Origin of the sequence: Amycolatopsis sp. YIM 10 (genome assembly GCF_009429145.1) — a bacterium.
In the GTDB taxonomy this organism is placed as follows: Bacteria; Actinomycetota; Actinomycetes; order Mycobacteriales; family Pseudonocardiaceae; genus Amycolatopsis.
In genome coordinates, this window is sequence record NZ_CP045480.1 from 3,309,233 (window position 1) to 3,325,207 (window position 15,975).

Sequence of the window (15,975 nt, forward strand, 5' to 3'; positions counted from 1 at the left end):
GGCACGACAAAGGAGGACGGGACACAGATGGCTTCACCGCGGCGATCCACCCGGCAGCCCCTGGCCGATCGGATGTACGAGGTGCTGCTCGGCCAGTTCATGGACGGCAAGTGGCACGCCGGCGAACCGGTCAACATCGGGGCGCTGTCCCGCGAGCTGGAGGTCAGCCAGACCCCGCTGCGGGAGGCGCTGGCGCGACTGGAGCACACCGGGCTGGTGCGGCGCGAGGCGCTCAAGGGCTACCGCGTGGCGCCGCTGTTCACCGAGGCCGAGCTGGGCAAGCTGATGGACGCCCGGCTGGTGCTCGAACCCGCGCTCACCTACGAAGCCGGCCGCCGGACCACCCCGGAGTTCCTGGACGCGCTGCTGGACACGGTGGACCGGATGGCGGCCGCGGCCGACTCGGACGCCAACGGGTTCAGCGCCTACTGGTCGGCCGACGAATCCTTCCACTCGCTCATCGCGAAGCAGTCGGGCAACCCGTTCCTCGAAGGCGCCTACCGCTCATTGGGCGGTCAGGTGCAGCGCTTCCGCCTCTACGCCGAACTCGGTTCGTCCGACGCGGAGGTCGCGGCGGAGGAACACCGCGCGGTCCACGACGCCTTCACCCGTGGTGACGCCGAAGGTGCCGCGGACCGCATGCGCGCGCACGTGGAGAACGCGAAGGCGCGCTCGCTCAAGGACCGGAAGTCGTTGCGCTGAGGCCGGGCGGCAGGACCAGGTCGGCGATCGAGCCGTCGGCCCGCACGGACACGTCCAGCGTGCCGTCGCCGAGCGGCAGGCCGCGGACTTCGAAGGCGCCGATGGGGGACGGCGGCGGGGTGAGGGAGACCGTGCCGTCGGGAAGGTCGGCGTCCAGGCCGAGGAACGACTGGAGCAGGGCCACCGCGGACGCCGCCGACCAGGCCTGGGGACGGCAGGAAGCGCCGTAGGGCAACGGAACCGGGGTGTCGTCCGCGCCGAAACCGCCGTACAGCTCCGGCATCCGGTCGCCGAACGCACCGGCCGCGCGCACCAGCTGCATGCCCAGCCCGGCCGCTTCGGCGTGCTTCCCGGCCCGCGACAGCCCGCGCACCACGATCGCGGTGTCGTGCGGCCAGACCGAGCCGCAGTGGTAACTCAGCGGCGAGTACCCGGCCATCGCCGAGGACATGGTCCGCAGCCCGTACCCGGCGGCCAGGTCCGGGCCGAGCAGGTGGCGCGCGATGGTGGCCGACTCCGCCTCGTCGACCAGCCCGGTGCCGAGCAGGTGGCCGATGTTGCTGGTCAGCGCGTCCACTTCGGACTTCGCGCCGTCGAGTGCCAGTGCGGGATGGTCGCCGGCCCAGAAGTGGCGACGGAAGCGCGTGCGCAGCTCTTCCGCCCATTCGGCGAGTCCGTCGGCTGGTTCGTCCAAAGCGGACAGCAGGTCGGCTGCCCGCAGCGCGGCTTCGTGCTGGTACCCCTGGACCTCGACGAGCGCGACCGGCGGTTCGGCGAGGCGCCCGTCGGCGAAGCGCACCGCGCTCGCGGAGTCCTTCCAGCCCTGGTTCGCCAGGCCGTGCCCGGTTTCGTCGAGGTACTCCGCGAATCCGTCGCCGTCGGTGTCGGACAGCTCGGTGATCCAGGTCAGCGCGGCCCGCAGGTGGGGGAGCAGTTCGCGCACCCGCTCCTCGGCCAGCCCCCAGCGCCACGCGTCGTGGAGCAGGCACACCCACAGCGCGGTCGCGTCGACCGTGCCGTAGTACAAGGCGGGCAAGGACATTCCGCGCAGCTGGAAGCCCTCGCGGCGGCGTTCGTGCAGGATCTTGCCGGGTGCTTCGCCGGTGGCCGGGTTGTGCTCGCGGCCCTGCGAACGGGCCAGCGTGCGCAAAGTGCCCGCGGCCAGTTCCACCGAGACCGGCAGCAGCATGCGGGCCGTCCAGATGCTGTCCCGGCCGAAAAGCGTGAGGTACCAGGGCGCGCCCGCACCGGCGAAGACGTCCCGCGGGTGCTCGCGCTCGGCCAGCAGCAGGCCGTTGAGATCGGCCAGCGAGCGGTTGAGGAAGGTGGTGAACCGGCGGTCGTCGGCGCGCACCTCGGGGGCCGCGAGCACGGGCGGGCCCGGCACGAAGAGCGGGTTCTCTTCGTTCGCCTCGACCGACCAGCGCAGGGTGACCGGTGCGGTGACCGTCCACGTGGCCGTCACCCGGTCGCCGTCGACCGAGACGGTCGCGCCCTCGGCGGTCAGCCTGCTGGTCAGGCCGTCCGACTTCCACTTCGCGCCGGTGCCGTCGGTTACCGCGTTCGCGGGCGGCTGCGAACCGCCGCTCTTGATCACCTCGATCGGCGCGAAGTCGGCGGACAGGACCAGTTCCACCACGCAGTCCACCGGGGCGGTGCCGTCCAGTTCGAGTTCCTCGACCATGCCGCGCTCGTCGGCGGTCCGGCGCCGTCGCAGCCATACCGCCGGCTCGGGACCGGGAACACCCGAGCCGCGCAGCAATCCGGTGAACTCGGCCAGGTCGGCGCCGGTTTCGGCGAAGCCGATGGACTCCGGCTCCCGGCCGTCGACGGTGACCACGGCTTCGCTGAGCACCCGCCGGTCGCTGTGCAGCACACCCTGCGTCCCGGCGGAGCGGATCTGCCCGTCGCGGCCGGACAGGACCACCGTCGGCGCGCGCAGCGTGATCGCGAGGTCGTGCAGCAACGGCTGCTGTCCGGACATCGGCCCTCCCTGCGGTCGGTGCACCCGCGTCAGTCGTCGCTTTCCTTGCTTTCCTTGGCGAGCAGCGCGAAAACGCGGTGTAGGACGTCGAGCTGGGCGGGGTTGTAAAGCTCTTCGAGCGCCGCTCTGACGGTGTGCGTGGCGAAGCGCTGGTCCTTGGGGGTGTCCGCCTTGAGGTCGCTGACTCCCGGGTGCGCCGCCCGCACTTTCCGCGTATAGGGCAGCATGTGCTCGACCAGGCGCGCCCGCGTCTGCTCGTCGGCGTCCGCGGGCAGGGTGTCGAACTCGGCCACGCCGGGTTCATCGCCGGTGCTCTGCAACAGATCCTGATAGGCGTCGATCGCCGACTGGCTGAGCAGCCTGCTCATCACCACGACGAACGAGCGGTCGGCTTCGGTGAGTCGCCCGTTGGCGGCGGCGGCCAGTTCCGGCGGGAGGTCGAGCGGACCCGGCTGCTGGAGGACCTCGGCGAGTTCGGCTCGTGCCTGCTGCAGCCGCTCGATCTTCCCGGCCAACTCGGTGTCCAGCGCTCGCAACGCTTCTTCGGGGTGCTCGTCCGCGTCGCCCATTTCGGCGATCTGCGTCAGGGAGAAGCCGAGATCGGTGAGCCGCTTGACGCGCAGCAGCCGGACCAGATGGGCGACGCCGTAACGCTTGTAGCCGTTGGCCCGGCGCTCGGGTTCGGCCAGCAGGCCGATCTCGTGGTAGTGCCGCACCGCCCGCAGGCTCGTGCCGGCCAGCTCGGCTATCTCGCGGGTACTCCAGGCCACGCCGGCCCCCTTCTCGGTGTGCCCCGGTGACTCGGGTCACAGCACGTTGAGTGTGCCGCGACGGCCGGGTGTCTGCTGGTCCGGACCACCCAGAGCGTACCGATGAGGAGGCGACCGTGCGCGGCAGTCCGGTGCTGTACCTGGCTTCGTATGGATTTTCGTTGCTGGGCAAGGGGATCGCCAGCGTGATCATGCCGCTGCTGGTGCTGGACCGCACCGGCGACGTGCTGGCCGCCGGGGTACTGGCGACGGTGGCGACGGCGACGTCGGCCGGGGTGGGCATCGTCGGCGGGCTGCTCGTCGACCGGGTCGACCGGCGGCTGGTGTCGAGCACCGCCGACCTGCTCGGCGCCGCGGCGGTGGCCGCGTTGCCGGTGGCCGATTCGTTGTGGGGCCTCGACATGACGTGGTTCGTGGTGATGGCGGTGATCGGCGCGGTGGTCCGGGCGCCGGGCATGACCGCGCACGAGACGCTGCTGCCCGCGGTGGCGCGGCTGCGTGGTGGTCCGAAGGAGGTACTGGACCGGCTGCTCGCCACCCGCGAAACGCTGAGCAACCTCCTGCTGCTCGCGGGTCCCGGGCTGGGCGGCCTGTTCGTCGCGTTGTTCGGGCTGACCCCGGCGCTGCTGTACCTGACCGCCGCGCTGAGCCTGTTCGCCGCGCTGCTGACCCGGGTGATCGACCCGCGGGCCGGTGCCGTCGCGCCCGTGGCGGACACCGCCGGTGGCGCGGTCCGCCGGGCGATGAGCGATCTGCTGGATTCGTGGCGGTTCCTGACCAGGAGCCGGATCGTGCTCGGGGCGACGCTGATCAGCTCGGTGTTCGTGGCCGCCATCAGCGCCATGCAGACCACGCTCATGCCCGCCTACTTCACCCGCGAGAACCTGCCCAGCCTGGCGGGGCTGACGCTGAGCGCGTTCGCCGCGGGCAGCATTCTCGGTTCCGCGCTCTACGCCGCCTCGGCCGGTCGCGTTCGCCGCCGGATCTGGTTTGTCATCGGCATGCTCGGCACGCTGACCGGATTCGCCGGGATCGGCAGCCTGGCTTCTCCGTGGCTCGTGCTCGGCTCCGCCGCGCTGATCGGTTTCACCAACGCCCCGGCCGGTGCCGTGCTCGGCGTGCTCACCATCGAAGCCACCCCGGACGAAATGCGGGGGCGCGTGCTGGGAGCGCAGAACGCCCTGCTGCTCGGCGCTCCCGCGCTGACCAGCGCCCCGCTCGCGGCGGTGGCGGCCGAGGCGGGCCTGCTCACCGCGGGCCTCATCCTCGCCGCCTTCACCGCCGCCACCGCGATCGGCGCGCTCCTCGCACCGGTGTTCCGCTCACTGGAGAGCCCCGAACCGGCGGAACTCGTTCGCGCTTAGAGCCAGCCGGGGGAGACGAAGAAGATCCAGGTGGCGATCGGGGCGACCGCGCACATGCTGAAGCCCCAGATCATCAGCCGCCGGAAGGTGTGGTCCCGCTGGTCCGCCGGTGCGTTCGCGACCACCAGCGCGCCGCTGGTGGAGAACGGCGACGAGTCGACCACCGACGACGAGATCGACAGCGCCACGATCAGCCCGACCGCGCCGATCTCCCCGGCGAGCAGGAACGGCACGGCCAGCGGGATGAGCGCGCCCAGAATGCCGGTGGTGGAGGCGAACGCGGACACGATCGCGCCGATCACGCAGATGACCAGCGCGGCCAGCAACGGCGACCCGATGCCGGTGACCAGGTTGCCCAGCCAGTCGATGGTGCCGGCGCGTTCCATCAGCGACACGTAGGTGACGATGCCGCAGATCAGCAGCACGGTCGGCCAGGCGACCTGGCCGACGGCGGCCTTCGCCGCGTGCGGTGACGCGATCGAAAGCAGGGCGGCCACGGTCAGCGCGGTGAAGCCGACGTCGAGGCCGAAGGCCAGCGCGCCGACCGCGAGCGCGGCCAGGCCGAGCAGCGTGAACACGCCGTCGCGGGTGAGCGAGGGCGGGGTGTCGTCCCCGGAGGTGCTGCCGGTCGGCGTGCTCGGCTCGGGAGTCACCGGACCGCCGCCACCGGCGAGCACCGCGGCCTGTTCCCGTTCCGGCTGGCGGCGCAGCAGTTCGCGGCCGCCGAAGAGGAAAAAGACGACCACGCTGAGCACCACGTTGAACAGGAACGAGGACAGGAACAGCAGGCCGGGATTGCTCGGCAGGTTGTTGCGCCCGACCACCCCGTTGACGATGCTGCCGAAGATGCTGATCGGCGAGAACCCGCCGGCGCTGGCGCCGTTGATGATCAGCAGACCCATCAGCACCGGGTTGATCCGGTAACGCGAAGCGAAGCTCATCCCGATCGGCGCGATGATCGCCACGGCCGCGGGCACCACCGCGCCGACCGCCGTCAGCGCCGCGGTCACGCCGAACATCACCCACGGGATCAGCGTGATCCGGCCGCGCACCGCGCGGACCGCGGCGTGCACCAGCCAGTCGACCGTGCCGTTGCCCTTGGCGATGGCGAACAGCAGCGTGACGCCGACGAGGATGACAAAGAGGTCGCCGGGGAAGCCCGCGACGATGTCGTCGGTGCTCTCCCCGGCGAACGCGGTGCCCACCACGAACGCCGCGACGAACGCGAGCGCGCCCATGTGCACCGGCAGCACGGTGGCGATCAGGAACACCAGCGCGAGCGCCGCGACGGTGATGAGTTGTATCGACATGGGGCTCCCTGGAATCGACGGTGACTCGGGGGCGGTCGTGGGCGGGCTGAATTCCGCTATACGGAATAAGAATTCCGTGGAATGAGTATTACCCGCGTCACATCGAGGCGTCAAGGCACGGGTTCCGTCTGCGGGAATTCGCCCCGGAGGCTCGACGGACCTGGGTGGCCCCGGTTACTATTTCGCTAGGCAGTATAAGTTTTCCGCAATGCGAAATCGCCTGGAAAGCCCGCCTTCACCCTCTTTTTGATCCCGGAGGTCACAGATGACGTACGCGGCAGGACGGCACTTCCTTCAGATCCCGGGGCCGACCAACGTGCCGGACTCCGTGCTGCGGGCGATGTCCGCCGCGACGATCGACCACCGCGGGCCCGGCTTCGCCGAACTGGGCCTCGAACTGCTCCGCGACATCAAGCCGGTGTTCGGCACCGAGGGCCCGGTCGTGCTCTACCCGGCGACCGGCACCGGTGCCTGGGAAGCCGCGCTGGTCAACACGCTGAGCCCGGGCGACAGGGTGCTGTGCTTCGAGACCGGCCACTTCGCCACGCTCTGGCAGGAGATGGCCCGCGGCCTCGGCCTCGAGGTGGACTTCGTGCCCGGCGACTGGCGCCACGGCGTGAGCCCGGAGGCGGTCGCCGAGAAGCTCGCCGCCGACAAGGGGCACACGATCAAGGCCGTCTGCGTGGTGCACAACGAAACCTCCACCGGCGTGACCAGCCGCATCCCGGACGTCCGGGCGGCGATCGACGCGGCCGGGCACCCGGCGCTGCTGCTCGTCGACACCATCTCGTCGCTGGGCTCCATCGACTACCGCCACGACGAGTGGGGTGTGGACGTCACGGTGTCCGGCTCGCAGAAAGGGCTCATGCTCCCGCCCGGCCTCAGCTTCAACGCGATCAGCGAGAAGGCGCTGGCGGCGGCGGAAACCGCGCGCCTGCCGCGGACCTTCTGGGACTGGAAGCCGATGCTCGCGGCCAACCAGCGCGGCTTCTTTCCCTACACCCCGAACACGAACCTTCTCTACGGCCTCAAGGAAGCACTGCGCCTGCTCTACGCCGAGGGCCTGCCGAACGTCTTCGCCCGGCACGCGCGCCACGCGGCCGCGACCAGGGCCGCCGTCCGGGCCTGGGGCCTGGAGGTGCTGTGCCTCGACGAACGCGAGTACTCCGGTTCGCTGACCGCGGTGCTGGTGCCGGAGGACGTCGACGCGGACAAGGTCAGGGCGGTGATCCTGGACCGGTTCGACATGTCGCTGGGTGCCGGGCTGGGCAAGCTCGCCGGCCGGATCTTCCGCATCGGCCACCTCGGCGCGTTCAACGACCTCACCCTGGCGGGCACGCTCTCCGGCGTGCAGATGGGCCTGGTGCTCTCCGGTGTGCCGATCGAGCCGCGCGGCGTCGACGCGGCGCTCGAACACCTGCAGGACAACTGAACCCGCCGACGCGAGAGGACCTTCCGCCCATGACCGCTGAGCTGAGCCACGGCACCCGATCGCTGGAGCACGTCCTCGGCGACCGGGTGACCGGCGAGGTGGCGTTCGACGACTACACGCGCCACCTGTTCTCGCGGGACGCGAGCATGTACTCGATCATGCCCGCCGGGGTGGTGTTCCCGGTGGACGACGCCGACGTCAGCGCCGCCGTGCGCACCGCAGCCGAGTTCGGCATCCCGGTGGTGCCGAGGGGCGCGGGTACCAGCCTGGCCGGGCAGACGGTCGGCCCCGGGCTGGTGCTGGACTTCTCCCGGCACATGAACCGGATCCTGGAGATCGACCCGGTGGCGCGCACGGCCGTGGTCGAGGCCGGCGTGGTGCAGGACCAGCTCAACCTGGCCGCCGCCGCGCACGGCCTGATGTTCGGCCCGGACACCTCCACCAGCAACCGGGCGACCATCGGCGGCATGATCGGCAACAACTCGGCGGGCAGCGGTTCGCTCACCTTCGGCATGACGATCGACCACGTGCGCGCGCTCGACGTGGTGCTTTCCGACGGGTCGACGACGCGGCTCGAACCGGTGACCGAGGATGAACGGCGCCGCCGTGCCGAGGCGGACACGCTCGAAGGCCGGATCCACCGCGAGCTGCCCGAACTGGTGGACACCAACGAAAAGGCCATCGCCGCCGGGATGCCGCTGTTCTGGCGGCGTGCCTGCGGGTACCGCCTCGACCGGCTCACCGGGGACGCGCCGTTCGACCTGGCCAAGTTCGTGGTCGGCGCGGAGGGCACGCTCGTCATCGCCACCCGCGCGGTGGTCGACCTGGTGCCCAAGCCGAAGAAGACGGTGTACGCGGTGGGCCACTTCGAGACCACGCACGCCGCCATCTCCGCCACCGGTGACGCGCTGTCGTGCGACCCGCACCAGGTGGAACTGATGGACAAGACCATTTTGGACCTGTCCCGGCAGAAGATCGAGTACGCCGATCTCGGCAACCACCTGGTCGGCGATCCGGCGGCGCTGTTGTTCGTCTCCTTCTCCGGTGACGACGAAGCCGAACTGGTGAGCAAGCTCGACCACGTCGCGGCACTGTGGGAGCGCAACGGGCACGGGTACCACACACTCAAGGCGGTCACCAAGGCCGAGCAGACCGCGTTGCTCAAGGTGCGGAAGTCCAGCCTGGGCCTGCTGATGGCGGCGGGGGAGGGCACGCGCAGGCCGCTCGCGTTCATCGAGGACACCGCGGTCTCGCCCGAGCACCTGGCCGAATACACCGCGCGGTTCAAGGAAATCCTCGACGAGCACCGGCTGGAAGCCGGGTTCTACGGGCACTGCTCGGTGGGCTGCCTGCACATCCGCCCGTTCGTCGATCTGACCGATCCCGCGCAGGTGCGGACCATGCGGGTGGTCGCGGAGAAGATCAAGGACCTGGTCGCCGAGTACGGCGGGGTCAACTCCAGCGAGCACGGCGACGGCCTGGCACGCAGCGAGTTCAACCGCGAGATCTTCGGCGACGAGCTGTACGAGGCCATGCGCGAGGTCAAGCGGCTGTTCGACCCGGCGGGCGTGCTCAACCCCGGCAAGATCGTCGACGCGCCGCCGATGACCGAGAACCTGCGCGACCGCGACGCGCTGACCCCGGCCCAGCCGTTCCGCACCATGCTGACCTTCGAGGTGGTCGGCGGCGGCATGCGCGACGCGGCCGACCGGTGCATGAACATCGGCCTGTGCCGCAAGACCACCGCGGGCGTGATGTGCCCGTCGTACCAGGCGACGCTGCAGGAGGAGCACTCCACCCGCGGCCGGGCCAACGCACTGGTCAAGGCACTGTCCGAACCGGACCCGAAGGCCGCGCTCGCCGACGACCGGCTGCACGAGATCCTCGACCTCTGCCTGATGTGCAAGGCGTGCAAGAGCGAGTGCCCGATGAGCGTGGACATGGCCGCGCTCAAGGCCGAAACCCTGCACCACCACCACGAGGAGCACGGAATTCCGCTGCGCTCACGGGTGTTCGGCTCGATCCGCTTCCTCAACCGGCTCGGCTCGGCCACCGCGCCGGTGTCGAACCTGCCCGGGCGCATCGGGTTCGTGCGCCGGCTGATGGAACGCGTCATCGGCATCAAGGCGGAACGGCCGATGCCGGAGTTCGTCCGCGACAACCTGCTGCGCTGGCACCGCCGCAGGCGCGGGGTCACCCCGGGTTCGGCGGGCACGGTGAACTGGCTGGCCGACTCGTTCACCACCTACACCGAACCGCGGATCGGCAAGGCCGCCATCGAACTGCTGGAAACCGCGGGCTGGGCGGTCGAGCTGGCCGGTGGTGGGTGTTGCGGCCGGTCGAGCCTGTCCAAGGGGCTGCTCGACGACGCCAAGAAGAAGGCGGCCGGGCTGGTCACCTCGCTCGCCGAGAACACCGTGCCGGGCTCGCCGATCGTCGGCTGCGAACCGTCCTGCGTGTTCACGCTCCGGGACGAAACCGCGGCCCTGCTGCCGGAACTGCCCGCGGCCACCGAAGTCGGCGACCGCGTGCGGCAGGTGGAGGAGTTGCTCGTCGAAGCCATCGACGACGGCCGGCTGCGGTTGTCGGAGAACTCGTGGCTGTCCGGTCGCCGCGTGGTGTTCCACGGGCACTGCCACCAGAAGGCCGAAGTGGGTACCGCCGCGACGATGGCCCTGCTGCGTCGCATTCCCGGTCTGGAGGTCTCCGAGATCGACTCCGGCTGCTGCGGCATGGCCGGTTCGTTCGGCTTCGAGGCCGAGCACTACGAGACCTCGATGACGGTCGGCCGCGACCGCCTCTTCCCGGCGATCGAAGCCGAACCGGCGGAAACGCTCGTCGCGGCGACCGGGGTTTCCTGCCGCCAGCAGATCTTCCACGGGGTCGGGCGCACGGCGTGGCACCCGCTGGAACTGGTCCGCGCGGCCGTGGCCGAGCGGGACTGAGGAGATCGGCATGCGCATCGTCCGCTACGAACTCGACGGCAGGGTGGGCACCGGCGTGCTCGAAGGCGACGTCGTGCGGGACGGGAACCTGGCCGCCCGGCTGGACAGGGTGACGCTGCTGGCGCCCTGCGAACCCCGCACGATCGTCTGCGTCGGCAGCAACTATCCCTGCCAGGTGGCCGAAAAGGGACGGCCGTGGCCCGAGCGGCCCGCGTTGTTCCTGAAGACGCCCAACTCGGTGATCGGCCCCGGCCGGGCCGTCGAGCGTCCGTCCGAAGTGGACAGGCTGGAGTACGAAGGCGAACTGGCCGTGGTCATCGGCAGACGGGCGCGTGACGTCCGCGAAGACGACTACGCCCACTACGTCCTCGGCTACACCTGCGCGAACGACGTCACGGCCCACGACTGGCGGGCCGACGGGCAGTGGGCACGGGCCAAGAGCGCCGACACCTTCTGCCCGCTCGGCCCGTGGATCGAAACCGAGCCCCCGGGCGCGGCCGAGCTGACCACCCGGTGCAACGGCGAGGAGGTGCAGCGGTCCGGGATCGACCGGATGATCTTCGGGATCGGCGAGATCCTCGCCTACGTGACGCGGTACTTCACCCTGTCGCCGGGTGACGTCGTGCTCACCGGGAGCCCGGCGGGCGTCGGCCCGATGGCCGACGGCGACCGCGTCACCGTCGAGATCGACGGCGTCGGCGCGCTGACCAATCCGGTGACCACCCGAACGAAGGAGACACACCGATGACGCACGGCCTGCACTACACCGTGAACTGTTCGATCCTGCTCACCGGCCTCCCGCTGCTGGAGCGTCCCGCGGCCGCTCGGTCGGCCGGCTTCGACGCGGTCGAGTTCTGGTGGCCGTTCGCCGACGCGGTGCCGGCGGACGCGGAGGTCGAGGCCTTCGTCAAGGCGATCGAGGAAGCCGGGGTCCGGCTCACCGGGCTGAACCTCGCGGCCGGTGACATGCCCGCCGGTGACCGCGGCCTGGTTTCCTGGCCCGGTCGCGAAAAGGAGCTGCGGGACAACGTCGACGTGGTGGTGGAGATCGGCAAGCGGCTCGGCTGCCGGACCTTCAACGCCCTGTACGGCAACCGGATCGACGGGGTGGCACCGGAACGGCAGGACGAGATCGCTGTGGCCAATCTGGCGCACGCGGCGAACGCGGTCGGCACCTTCGGCGGGCAGATCGTCGTCGAGCCGGTGAGCGGGATCGAGGCGTACCCGCTCAAGACCGCCGCGGACGCGGTCGGCGTGCTCGACCGGGTCGGCGCGGAGAACGTGCGGTTGCTCGCCGACTTCTACCACCTCGCGGTCAACGGCGACGACGTCCCGGCGGTGATCTCCGCCCACGCGGGCCGGGTCGGGCACGTGCAGATCGCGGACGCGCCGGGCCGGGGCGCACCGGGCACCGGCGAACTGCCGCTGGACGACTGGCTCGGCGCGATCGAGGCCGCGGGCTATTCGGGACTGGCCGGCCTGGAGTACAAGGCCGACGGCGACCCGTTCGCCTGGCTCCGCGGCTGAACCGTCTGCAAAGGATTGAGAGGAACGGGATGAGCGAGCTGCGCACGGTGGCGGTGATCGGCCTCGGCATCATGGGCGGCCCGATGGCCGCCAACCTGGTCAAGGCCGGTTACCGGGTGATCGGCTTCAACCGGAGCAGGGAGAAGGTGGACGCGCTCGTCGCGCAGGGCGGCCGCGGCGCGGAAAGCGTGGCCGAAGCGGTGAGCGGGGCCGACGTGGTGCTCACGATGCTGCCCGACTCCCCGGATGTCGAGGAGGTGTCGCGGGATCTCCTCGCGAACGCCCGGCCGGGCAGCCTGTGGATCGACGCGAGCACCATCCGGCCCGACGTGGCCGCCCGGCTCGTCGGCGCCGCTGTCGAACGCGGGCTCCGGGCGGTCGACGCCCCGGTCTCCGGCGGTGAGGCGGGCGCGGTCGAAGGCACCCTGTCGATCATGGTCGGCGGCACCGCCGAGGACGTCGAGGCGGCCCGGCCGGTGCTCGACGCGGTGGGCTCGACCGTCGTCCACGTGGGACCGGCGGGCTCCGGCCAGACGGTCAAGGCGGCGAACCAGCTGATCGTCGCGGGCACCATCGAACTGGTCGCGGAAGCGCTGGTGTTCCTGGACGCGCACGGCGTCGACGCCGAAGCGGCGGTCAAGGTGCTGGCCGGTGGACTGGCCGGGAACCGCATCCTCGACCGCAAGGCGGCCGGCATGATCGCCGGCGACTACACCCCGGGGTTCCGGGTCGACCTGCACCACAAGGACCTCGGCATCGTCACCTCGGCCGCTCGCGAAGCCGGGGTGGCCATTCCGCTCGGCGCGCTGACCGCCCAGCTGATGGGCGCGCTGCGGGCCCGCGGCCACGGCTCGCTCGACCACTCGGCACTGCGGTTGCTCGTCGAAGAACTGTCCGGACTCAAGTGATCTCGTCCGTCCATTAAGGAGAGAGACGTCATGGCACGCATGAGAGCTGTCGACGCTGCCGTCCTGATCCTCGAGCGGGAGGGCGCCACCCAGGCGTTCGGCCTGCCCGGCGCGGCCATCAACCCGTTCTACTCCGCGATGCGCGACCACGGCGGGATCCGGCACGTGCTGGCGCGCCACGTCGAGGGCGCGGCGCACATGGCCGAGGGTTACACCCGGGCGCGTGCGGGCAACATCGGCATCTGCGTCGGGACCTCCGGACCGGCCGGTACCGACATGATCACCGGCCTGTACTCGGCGTGGGCGGATTCCACGCCGATCCTGTGCATCACCGGCCAGGCGCCGGTGGCCAAGCTGCACAAGGAGGACTTCCAGGCGGTCGACATCGCCTCGATCGCCGCGACGGTCACCAAGGCGGCCACCACGGTGCTGGAGCCGGCGCAGGTGCCGGGCACCTTCCAGCAGGCGTTCCACCTGATGCGGTCCGGGCGGCCCGGCCCGGTCCTGATCGACCTGCCGCTCGACGTCCAGCTCGCCGAGATCGAGTTCGACATCGACACCTACGAGCCGCTGCCGATCCACAAACCGGCCGCGACCAGGGCGCAGGCCGAGAAGATCCTGGATCTGCTGGTCACCGCGGAGCGGCCGATCATCGTCGCGGGCGGCGGCATCATCAACGCTGACGCCAGCGCGGAACTGGTCGAGCTGGCCGAACTGCTCGGGGTGCCGGTGATCCCGACGCTGATGGGCTGGGGCACCATCCCGGACGACCACCCGCTGATGGCGGGCATGGCCGGGCTGCAGACCGCGCACCGCTACGGCAACGCGACCCTGCTCGCCTCGGACTTCGTGCTGGGCATCGGCAACCGCTGGGCGAACCGGCACACCGGCGGCCTGGACACCTACACCGCGGGCCGCCGGTTCGTGCACGTGGACATCGAGCCGACGCAGATCGGCCGTGTGTTCGCGCCGGACTACGGCGTGGTCTCGGATGCCAAGGCGGCTCTCGACCAGCTCCTGGCCGCGGCCCGCGAACGCAGTGCGGCCGGGGCACTGCCGTCCTGGGCGGACTGGGCCGGTGCCTGCGGCGACCGCAAGCGCACCCTGCACCGGCGCACCGACTTCGAGGACGTGCCGATCAAGCCGCAGCGCGTCTACCGCGAGATGAACGCCGTGTTCGGGCGCGACGTGCGGTACGTGTCCACGATCGGGCTCTCGCAGATCGCCGGCGGGCAGTTCCTGCGGGTCTACCACCCGCGGCACTGGATCAACTGCGGGCAGGCCGGTCCGCTGGGCTGGACGGTGCCAGCCACGCTGGGCGTGTGCGTCGCCGATCCGGACGCCACCGTGGTCGCGCTGTCCGGGGACTACGACTTCCAGTTCATGATCGAGGAGCTGGCGGTCGGGGCGCAGTTCAACCTGCCCTACATCCACGTGCTGGTGAACAACTCCTATCTCGGCCTGATCCGCCAGGCCCAGCGCGCCTTCGCCATGGATTACCACGTCGACCTCGCCTTCGACAACATCAACTCGCCCGAGCTGGGCGGGTACGGGGTCGACCACGTGAAGGTGGCGGAAGGCCTCGGCTGCAAGGCGATCCGGGTGCACGAGCCCGAACTCATCGCCGACGCCTTCGAGGAGGCGGGCAAGCTGATGGCCGAGCACCGGGTGCCGGTGGTCGTGGAGATCATCCTGGAGCGGGTCACGAACATCGCGATGGGCCTGGAGCTGGACGGCATCGTCGAGTTCGAGGAACTGGCCGAGACCGACGGCGCCGACCCGCGGCAGCCGGTCGGGCTGGACTGAGCGTGACCGGGGTGAAGGTGGTCGTCGCGCCGGACAAGTTCAAGGGCTCGCTGTCCGCGCCGCTGGTCGCGGCCGCCCTCACCGCCGGGATCCGCGCCGGCTCGCCGGACGCCGAGGTGGTGCGCGTGCCGGTGGCGGACGGCGGCGACGGCTTTCTCGGGGCGGCCGTCGAGGCCGGGTACCGGGAGGTCACCGTCACTGCCGAGGGACCGACGCGCGAGCCGATCCGCGCCCGGTACGCCACCCGCGACGGGGTGGCGGTCATCGAACTCGCCGAAACCGCCGGGCTCGTCGCGCTGCCCGGCGGGGTGCGCAAGCCGATGACCGCGTCGACCTACGGAACCGGGCTCGTCGTGCGGGCGGCCCTCGACGCGGGCTGCCGGTCCATCGTGCTGGGCATCGGCGGAAGCGCGAGCACCGACGGCGGCCGCGGCCTGCTGGAGGCGCTCGGCGCCCGCGTGGCTTTGCGGAGTCTCACCGAGGTGCTGTCGGTTGACCTGGCTTCCCTGCACCCCGCGCTGGCGACGACGGAGGTCGTCATCGCCGCGGACGTGGACAACCCGCTGCTGGGCGAAAACGGCGCCGCCGCGGTCTACGGTCCGCAGAAGGGCGCGTCCCCGGTGCAGGTCGCGCTGCTGGACCACGCGCTGTCGAGCTGGGCCGACCAGCTCGACGCCGCGACCGGCACCGACCACCGAGAACTGCCGGGCGCCGGCGCGGCGGGCGGTGTCGGCTACGGCCTGGTCGCCGCCCTCGGCGCTCACCTGCGCCCCGGCATCGACCTGGTGCTCGACCTGGCGGGCTTCGACCAGGCCGTCGTCGGCGCCCAGCTGGTCGTCACCGGCGAAGGCGCACTGGACGAGCAAACCCTGCGCGGCAAGGCCGCCCTCGGCGTAGCCACCCGCGCCCGCGCGGCTTCGGTCCCGGTGGTGGCCGTCGCCGGTAAGTCCACCCTGAGCCCGGCGCAACTCCAGGCCGCCGGTTTCGGTGCTGCCTTCGCCCTGACCGACCTGGAGCCGGACACCCAGCAGTGCATGACCCGACCAGGCCCGCTTCTCGAACGCATCGGCAGGCAAATCTCCGGAGAATGGCTGGCCACGGTCTGGTGACCCGCTGCGTCCGTGACTTCACGCCGGGACGGTGAGAGTGTGCGATCCTCGAGCAACACAACGCGACCGTGGGTGCGTGGGGAGGCGTGCGAGTGGGGCGGATCGTCTGCGTGCACGG

General features: G+C 71.0%; 12 protein-coding genes. 9 read left to right on the plus strand and 3 right to left on the minus strand.

The features are described 5' to 3' along the window. The first annotated feature begins 27 nt into the window (after window positions 1–27). Window positions 28–702 carry a GntR family transcriptional regulator gene (locus YIM_RS16195; protein WP_153031138.1) on the plus strand — a complete coding sequence of 225 codons (675 nt, stop codon included), beginning with the start codon at window positions 28–30 and terminating at the stop codon, window positions 700–702. On the opposite strand, the gene YIM_RS16200 is transcribed toward YIM_RS16195, so the two are convergent. Then, window positions 677–2,686: a glycogen debranching N-terminal domain-containing protein gene (locus YIM_RS16200; protein ID WP_153031139.1), complete on the minus strand. Its 2,010-nt coding sequence runs from the start codon at window positions 2,684–2,686 to the stop codon at window positions 677–679. The genes YIM_RS16195 and YIM_RS16200 overlap by 26 nt on opposite strands. A 29-nt stretch (window positions 2,687–2,715) precedes the next feature. After that, a complete protein-coding gene (locus tag YIM_RS16205; protein ID WP_153031140.1) occupies window positions 2,716–3,456 on the minus strand; it encodes a MerR family transcriptional regulator in 741 nt (246 codons plus the stop codon). 116 nt (window positions 3,457–3,572) lie between these two features. Between YIM_RS16205 and YIM_RS16210 the strand changes: the two genes are divergently transcribed. Beyond that, window positions 3,573–4,820 carry an MFS transporter gene (locus YIM_RS16210; RefSeq protein ID WP_153031141.1) on the plus strand — a complete coding sequence of 416 codons (1,248 nt, stop codon included), beginning with the start codon at window positions 3,573–3,575 and terminating at the stop codon, window positions 4,818–4,820. Here the strand turns inward: YIM_RS16210 and YIM_RS16215 are convergent. Continuing rightward, complete coding sequence (locus YIM_RS16215; RefSeq protein WP_153031142.1) at window positions 4,817–6,130, minus strand: SLC13 family permease; 1,314 nt, start codon at window positions 6,128–6,130, stop codon at window positions 4,817–4,819. The two genes, YIM_RS16210 and YIM_RS16215, sit on opposite strands and share 4 nt — an antisense overlap. 265 nt (window positions 6,131–6,395) lie before the next feature. Between YIM_RS16215 and YIM_RS16220 the strand changes: the two genes are divergently transcribed. Genes YIM_RS16220 through YIM_RS16250 form a run of 7 tightly spaced genes read left to right on the plus strand, consistent with a single transcriptional unit; the run spans window position 6,396 to window position 15,857 of the window. Beyond that, window positions 6,396–7,562 (plus strand): alanine--glyoxylate aminotransferase family protein, encoded by a 1,167-nt coding sequence (locus YIM_RS16220; RefSeq protein WP_153031143.1) that lies wholly within the window; start codon window positions 6,396–6,398, stop codon window positions 7,560–7,562. Between the two features lie 29 nt (window positions 7,563–7,591). After that, a complete protein-coding gene (locus YIM_RS16225; RefSeq protein ID WP_153031144.1) occupies window positions 7,592–10,507 on the plus strand; it encodes an FAD-binding and (Fe-S)-binding domain-containing protein in 2,916 nt (971 codons plus the stop codon). Window positions 10,508–10,517: 10 nt separating this feature from the next. Then, entirely contained in the window at window positions 10,518–11,255 is a 738-nt protein-coding gene (locus YIM_RS16230; protein ID WP_153031145.1) for a fumarylacetoacetate hydrolase family protein, read from the plus strand. Beyond that, window positions 11,252–12,034, plus strand: a complete 783-nt coding sequence (locus tag YIM_RS16235; RefSeq protein ID WP_153031146.1) for a hydroxypyruvate isomerase family protein — start codon at window positions 11,252–11,254, stop codon at window positions 12,032–12,034. The genes YIM_RS16230 and YIM_RS16235 overlap by 4 nt, the downstream gene beginning before the upstream one ends. Window positions 12,035–12,072: 38 nt before the next feature. Beyond that, a complete protein-coding gene (locus YIM_RS16240) occupies window positions 12,073–12,942 on the plus strand; it encodes an NAD(P)-dependent oxidoreductase (protein WP_228004997.1) in 870 nt (289 codons plus the stop codon). Between the two features lie 30 nt (window positions 12,943–12,972). Beyond that, on the plus strand, window positions 12,973–14,748 hold the full coding sequence (gene gcl, locus YIM_RS16245; protein WP_153031148.1) for a glyoxylate carboligase: 1,776 nt from the start codon (window positions 12,973–12,975) through the stop codon (window positions 14,746–14,748). Window positions 14,749–14,750: 2 nt separating this feature from the next. Further along, the gene (locus YIM_RS16250; protein ID WP_370468993.1) at window positions 14,751–15,857 is read left to right on the plus strand and encodes a glycerate kinase; all 1,107 of its coding nucleotides are present in this window, start codon (window positions 14,751–14,753) and stop codon (window positions 15,855–15,857) included. Window positions 15,858–15,975: the final 118 nt, after the last annotated feature.